The sequence below is a fragment of the Sphingomonas sp. LH128 genome (assembly GCF_000293195.2).
Classification (GTDB): domain Bacteria; phylum Pseudomonadota; class Alphaproteobacteria; order Sphingomonadales; family Sphingomonadaceae; genus Novosphingobium; species Novosphingobium resinovorum_A.
The window spans coordinates 1-6,446 of record NZ_ALVC01000245.1 but is presented as its reverse complement, the minus strand read 5'-3'; the positions used below and the strand labels follow the sequence as shown (position 1 = coordinate 6,446).

5 protein-coding genes are annotated in these 6,446 nt (G+C 66.5%); 3 read left to right on the top strand and 2 right to left on the bottom strand.

Annotation, left to right across the window (positions count from 1 at the left end; genetic code table 11):
• The coding region (locus tag LH128_RS19305; RefSeq protein ID WP_008831362.1) for a TonB-dependent siderophore receptor at positions 1-1,684 on the bottom strand (1,684 nt) is incomplete at its 3' end.
• A gap of 166 nt (positions 1,685-1,850) precedes the next feature.
• Here LH128_RS19305 and LH128_RS19300 point away from each other — a divergent pair.
• The 3 genes from LH128_RS19300 to LH128_RS19290 all read left to right on the top strand — a co-directional run bounded on the left by LH128_RS19300 (position 1,851) and on the right by LH128_RS19290 (position 5,757).
• Positions 1,851-3,035 carry a benzoate/H(+) symporter BenE family transporter gene (locus tag LH128_RS19300; RefSeq protein WP_037520347.1) on the top strand — a complete coding sequence of 395 codons (1,185 nt, stop codon included), beginning with the start codon at positions 1,851-1,853 and terminating at the stop codon, positions 3,033-3,035.
• 33 nt (positions 3,036-3,068) lie between these two features.
• Positions 3,069-4,400, top strand: a complete 1,332-nt coding sequence (gltX, locus tag LH128_RS19295) for a glutamate--tRNA ligase (protein ID WP_008831360.1) — start codon at positions 3,069-3,071, stop codon at positions 4,398-4,400.
• A 328-nt stretch (positions 4,401-4,728) separates the two neighbouring features.
• Positions 4,729-5,757: an aspartate-semialdehyde dehydrogenase gene (locus LH128_RS19290; RefSeq protein ID WP_008831359.1), complete on the top strand. Its 1,029-nt coding sequence runs from the start codon at positions 4,729-4,731 to the stop codon at positions 5,755-5,757.
• Between the two features lie 127 nt (positions 5,758-5,884).
• Here the strand turns inward: LH128_RS19290 and LH128_RS19285 are convergent.
• Positions 5,885-6,446 (bottom strand): 3-hydroxybutyrate dehydrogenase (locus tag LH128_RS19285; RefSeq protein WP_008831358.1); only part of this gene is annotated, 562 nt, incomplete at its 5' end.

Here is a 6,446-nt window from a genome sequence, read left to right as displayed (position 1 = left end):
AGTAGCTGCCGCCCGCCTTGCCGTTGCAGGCGACGCCGTCGACGCCGACGGGGCAGCCGTCCTCATCGAAGTAGCCGGCATATTCGGCGAGGCCCTTCTGCTTGGCCTTGAATACGGCGGCGGTTGCATAGAGCTTGCCGTCCAGCCAGGTGCTCTTGATGCCGCCTTCAAGGCTGGTGCCCTTCGCGGGATCGAGGCGCGCGCCGTCGATGCCGACTTCGACCTGCGGGTTATAGATGTCGGTGTAGCTGGCGTAGAACGAGACGTTCGGCGTCAGGTCATAGACCGCGCCGACGTAGGGGCTGACCTTGCTGTCCTTGCGTGCCTGATCCGCGCCGTAGGAAAAGCCGGTCGACTTGATCCACATCGCGCTGGCCCCGACAACGGTCTTGAGCCGGTCGGTCAGGCTGAGGTGCGCGGCGCCGTAAACGCGGGTCAGGCGGTCGCTGTAGTCGGCGGCAAGGTAGCTGCCGGGATAGCTGGGCTCGGGGATGCCGGTCTCGCCCCATTCGGAAGGGCTTGGGTAGACGATGGTGTCCTCGGAGAAGTTCTCGTACTCCTTGGCGTCGGACTTCGAAACCGAGACGCCGAAGGCCAGCTTGTGCTCGCGTCCGAAAAGCTGGAACGGGCCGGAGACGTAGACGTCGCCAAGGTACTGCTTGTAGTCCGAAGGATAGATACCGGCCATGCCGTAGACGCCCTCGCCGGTCTCGCGATCAGGGTAGCCGTATGCATAGAGTAGCTTGGCGTTCTCCTGGAAACGGCGGTAGGTCGCGATGCTGGTGGCCGACCAGCCTCCGCCGAAATCATAGACCAGTTCGCCGAATACGCTTTGGTCCTTGGTATTCCAGTAGGTCCAGTCGGCCGAGGTCGTCGCCGGGCGCTTGAGGTCGATGCGGGCGCCGTCGGTGTAGACCAGCGGGATCGCGCCCCACAGCACGCCATCGGCGTCGTTTTCCTGTCGGGTGTAGCCCACCGTCGCGCGTAGTGACGGGGTGGCCTGCCAGCGCAGGATGGCGCCGTAGACGTCGCGGTTGACGTGGTTGTACGAAAGGTAGCCGTCGCGGTCCTCGTGCGCATAGATCGCGCGTACCGCCAGCGTGTCGGTGAGGGGCACGTTGGCGTCGCCCTCGACGCGCCAGTAGTCTCGCGTGCCCACTTGCGCCGAGCCGGTGATCTTGAGTTCGTCGGTCGGCCGCTTGCGCACGTAGTTGACGGTGGCGGACGGGTTGCCGATCCCGGTCATGATCGCGTTGGCGCCGCGCACGATCTCGACGTTCTCGAACAGCGCGGTGTCGAGGTCGCCGAACTGGATGCCCCAGGCGAGCGGCAGGCCGATGCCGTCGACCTGGAAGTTCGACACGTCGAACCCGCGCGAGGAGAAGTAGGTGCGGTCGGTCTCCACCCGCTCGACGTTCACGCCGACCGCCTGCTCCAGCAGGTCGTTGACGTTGGTGATGGCGAAGTCCTCGATGCGCTTGCGGTCGATGATGGTCACCGACTGCGGCGTTTCCTTGACCGACAGCGCCAGCGCGGTGGCCGAACTGGATTGCTCCAGGCCGGCGGTGACGATGATCGTGTCGGCAGCTGGCGCTGGGACCTCGTCGGCATGAGCGGTGCCACATAGGCCGGGTGCGATCAGGAGCGTGCTGGCGAGCAGGGAATGCCGGACGGGCAGGCGCATTGGGACCCTCATCATTGTTGCTGGACTTTTGCGCGCACTTATTTGTCGTGCAAATGAGAGTCAATCGCAATAATGTAGCGCTCATGTTTCGGATGGTCGCAGCAGCGGTTGGGAGCGGTTGGCGGCCCCGGGTTTCTTCGGCGAAGAAACATGGCATACGGTCGAAATGCCTTTGCGTTCTTCGATATCCGCCGCTCCGCCGCTCGCAGCCTGGACTTCCGCTTTCATTGCCGCTCTGGTGGGCTTCGGGGGCACGGTCCCGCTTATCGTCCAGGCGATGCGCGGACTGGGCGCGGACGCGGGGCAGGTCGGCTCCGCGGTGACCGCCTTGTGCCTGGGCATCGCCGTATGCGGCGGGCTGCTGTCGCTGCGCCTGCGGATACCGGTCGTGCTGGCATGGTCGACGCCGGGCGCCGCATTGCTGGTGGCCAGCGCCGGAGCGGTAAGCTGGCCCGTCGCGATCGGTGCGTTTCTTGCGGCGGCCGCGATGATGTGCGTGCTGGCGGTAGTACCCGTGCTGGAGAGGGCGGCGCAGCGGATCCCCGCCTCGGTCGCCTCGGCGATGCTGGCGGGCGTGCTGTTGCCGTTCTGCCTGCAGCTGTTCCGGACCTTGGAAAGCGACGCCCTGCTGGTCTGCGTACTGCTGGTGGTTTTCGTCATCGCTCGCCAGCGGCTGCCGCTCTATGCCCTGTTGCTGGTGCTGGGCGCCGGAATCGCGGTCCTGCTGCTGCGCGGCGATCTCGCCGGTCATCACGGCGGGTCCTTGCTGGGGAGCCTGCGGCCGGTCGCTCCCCGGTTCGACTGGCGCGCGGTGACCTCCATCGGGGTGCCGCTGTTCCTGGTGACGCTGGTGTCGCAGAACCTGCCTGGCCTCGTGGTATTGCGTACGGCCGGCTATGCGCCGGCGCCGCGGCCCTTGCTTCTGAGTACGGGCCTGGCGACGCTCCTGCTGGCACCGTTCGGCGCGCATGGCGTGAACCTTGCGGCGATCACGGCCGCGATCTGTACGGGGTCAGACGCGCATCCCGATGCTGCAGGCCGCTGGGTGGTCGGCGTGATCTATGCCGGTTTCTATCTGCTTCTGGCGCTGTTCTCGACGCCGCTGGTGCTGTTCTTCCTCGCGATGCCCTCATTCGCGATCGCCGCGCTGACCGGGATTGCGCTGATCGCCCCGCTTTCGGGTGCGGTGGAGCAGATGCTGGTCGAGAAGTCCGAGCGCGATGCTGCGATCCTGACGTTCGCAGCCACCGCTTCGGGTGTCTCGCTGCTGGGCGTCGGCTCGGCGTTCTGGGGGCTGCTGGCGGGATTCGCGGCACTGGCGGCAAAATGGGCGTTTGCGCGCCGAAATTGACCTGACGGCCAGCGCCCCGTAATTGCGGGCGCCATGACCGTTACCCGCTTCGCTCCCTCGCCCACCGGGCACCTTCACGTCGGCAATATCCGCACGGCGCTGCACAACTTCCTGCTGGCCAAGCAGGCGGGCGGGCGCTTCCTGCTGCGCATCGACGATACCGACGCGGCGCGTTCGAAAGAGGAATATGTCGAGGCGATCCGTGCCGATCTGGCCTGGCTGGGCCTCCATCCCGAAGGTGAGGAGCGCCAGTCCGCGCGCTTTGTCGTCTACGAGGAAGCCTTCGCGAAGCTGGAAGCAGCGGGCCGCGTCTATCCGTGCTGGGAGACGCCGCAGGAACTGGATTTGCGCCGCAAGGTGCTGCTGGGGCGCGGTCTTCCGCCGATCTACGACCGCGCGGCGCTGAAGCTTTCGGCCGAGGAAAAGGCCGCGAAGATCGCGGCGGGCGACCTGCCGCACTGGCGCTTCCTGCTCGATCATGAAGAGCAGATCGCCTGGGACGACGGCGTGCGCGGGGCGCAGAAATTCGACGCCGCGCAGATGAGCGATCCCGTCGTGCGCCGCGCCGACGGTTCGTGGCTCTACATGTTGCCCTCAGTGATCGACGACATCGCCATGGGCGTGACCAGCATCCTGCGCGGCGAGGACCATGTGTCCAACACCGCGGCGCAGGTGCAGATGTTCACTGCGCTCGGCGCTCCGGTGCCTGCGTTCGCGCACGAGGCGCTGCTGGTGGGGACCGAGGGGAAGCTGTCGAAGCGTCTCGGCTCGCTGGGCGTCGCGCATCTGCGGGAAGTCGGGATCGAGCCGCAAGCGCTGGTGGCGCTGCTCGGACGGCTGGGGACGAGCGATCCGGTCGATCCGCTGCTGGGGCTGGAGGAGTTGGCGGGGGCCTTTGATCTTTCGCACTTCGGCCGCGCGCCTGCGCGGTTTGACGAGGCGGAACTGGAGCGCGTGAACGCCGCTGTAGTCCATGCGCTTGGCTTCGGTTCCGTGGCCGCGCGGTTGCCCCAAGGCATGGACGCGGCGGCTTGGGAAGCGATTCGTCCGAACCTCGCCAAAGTGGGCGAGGCGGCCGACTGGTGGGCCGTCGTGACCGGGCCGGTGGCTGCGGCGGAATTGTCCGATGAGGACCGTGCCTATTGCGCGCAGGCTGCTGATACGCTGGCCGGGCTGGAGTGGGACGAGGGCATCTGGAAGGCGCTGACGGGGGCGCTCAAGGACGCCACCGGGCGCAAGGGAAAGGCGCTGTTTCTGCCTTTGCGTCAGGTGCTTACGGGCATGGAGCATGGGCCGGACATGGGCGCCCTGTTGCCGCTGATTGGGCGCGATGCGGCGTTGGAGCGCCTGCAGGCGGCGGGGTAAGGCCCACCCCGCTGCGACTAACTACGCCTGAGGCTTCGTAAGTCTCTCTCCCCTCCCGCATGCGGGAGGGGCTGGGGGTGGGTTCTGTTCGCGCAACATAAATTCCATTTACACCGCCCGCGCTTGCCGCTAGTGGCGCGGTCATGTTCGTGAAGCCGATCATTATTACCACCCCGAAACCGACCGCGTCCGCGCGGTGGGCGTCGGTGTGCTGGTACTGAACGGCACAGAGCGACACTCACCCCGCACTTAACGGCACGCGGGGCTCTCCAAACGAAGACACCAGACCCTCGCGCTGCTCCACTACTAAGTAGGAGACGCATAGGTCATGGCAGCTAAGTTTACCCCCGGTCAGAAGCTCAACGTCGGCGTCGTCGGCGCGACCGGGCTCGTCGGTTCGATGATCCGCGAGATCCTCGCCGAGCGCAATTTCCCCGTCGCCCAGCTTCGCCTCTTCGCCTCGGCCCGTTCGGCGGGCAAGGCAATCGACGGCGTGGTCGTCGAGGATGCGGCGACTGCCGATTTCTCGGGGCTCGACGTCGTGCTGTTCTCGGCCGGTGGTTCGACCGCCAAAGAACTCGCGCCCAAGGCCGCTGCGGCGGGGGCGATCGTGATCGACAATTCCTCGGCCTTTCGTTCGGACCCGAAGGTGCCGCTGGTCGTCGCCGAAGTGAACCCGCATGCACTGGCGAACCTGCCCAAGGGCATCGTCGCCAACCCGAACTGCACGACCATGGCGGCGATGCCGGTGCTGCGTCCGCTGCATGACGAGGCGGGGCTGAAGCGCCTGATCGTCTCGACCTATCAGGCGGTGTCGGGCGGTGGTCTCGAAGGCATCGAGGTGCTGGCCAGCCAGATCGAGCACGTCGGCGACCGTACCCGCGAACTCGCCGCCGGTGACACCGCGCCGCTGCTGCCCGAGGCGAAGAAGTGGGCGGTGCCGATGGCGCACAACGTCGTCCCGCTGAACTACGTCTATGCCGAGGACGGCTACACCGAGGAAGAGATCAAGCTGCGCGACGAGAGCCGCAAGATCCTCGAAATCCCGGGCCTGCCGGTTTCGGGTACGTGCGTGCGCGTGCCGGTGTTCACCGGCCACTCGCTGTCGATCAATGCCGAGTTCGAGCGTCCCGTCAGCGTCGAGCGTGCGCTCGAACTGCTGGGCAGCGCGCCGGGCGTGGTAGTGACCGAAGTGCCCAACCCGCTGGAGGCCACCGGCAAGGACCCCGTGTTCGTCGGCCGCGTGCGCAAGGACCCGGGCGTGGAGAACGGCCTCGCGCTGTTCCTGTCGAACGACAACTTGCGCAAGGGCGCGGCGCTCAACGCGGTGCAGATCGCCGAAGCGCTGATCGGGTAAGCTGTCGTCGTCCCGGACTTGATCCGGGACCGGTGGCTGTCTTTAGGTGCGTGTTGGCCGTGAGCCGCCCTGCCGACAGGTGGGCTATTCACGGCCAGCGGTCCCGGGTCGAGCCCGGGACGACGTTTTATTCCATGAACCAGCCGTGGCTCGCCACCAGCGACTGGCCGGTCAGCGCGTTGGTCGGGAAGCCGGCGAAGAACAGCGCAACCTGCGCGATGTCGTCCACGGTGGTGAACTCGCTGTCCACGGTGCCGCCCAGCATCACGCGGCTGATGACTTCGTCCTCGGAAATACCCAGTTCCTTCGCCTGCTCCGGGATCTGCTTGTCGACCAGCGGGGTGCGCACGAAGCCGGGGCAGATCACGTTGGTGCGCACGCCCTTCTTGCCGCCTTCCTTGGCGATTACGCGGGAGAGGCCCAGCAGACCGTGCTTGGCGGTGACATAGGCGCTCTTGAGCGGGCTCGCCTCCTTGGAGTGCACCGAACCCATGAAGATCACCGAGCCCGACCCTTGCGCGTACATGTGCGGCAGCACCGCCTTCGAGGTCAGGAAGGCGCCGTCGAGGTGGATCGCCAGCATCTTCTTCCAGTCGGAATAGGCGTAGTTCTCGACCGGGTTGACGATCTGGATGCCGGCGTTGGAGACCAGCACGTCCACCGTGCCCCAGGCGGCGACGACTTTGGCG

What these genes read in the sequence shown, in the direction of transcription:
- LH128_RS19300 (WP_037520347.1), top strand. Translation starts at nt 1,851, where the DNA reads ATGCCTTTGCGTTCTTCGATATCCGCCGCTCCGCCGCTCGCAGCCTGG.
- gltX (WP_008831360.1), top strand. Translation starts at nt 3,069, where the DNA reads ATGACCGTTACCCGCTTCGCTCCCTCGCCCACCGGGCACCTTCACGTC.
- LH128_RS19290 (WP_008831359.1), top strand. Translation starts at nt 4,729, where the DNA reads ATGGCAGCTAAGTTTACCCCCGGTCAGAAGCTCAACGTCGGCGTCGTC.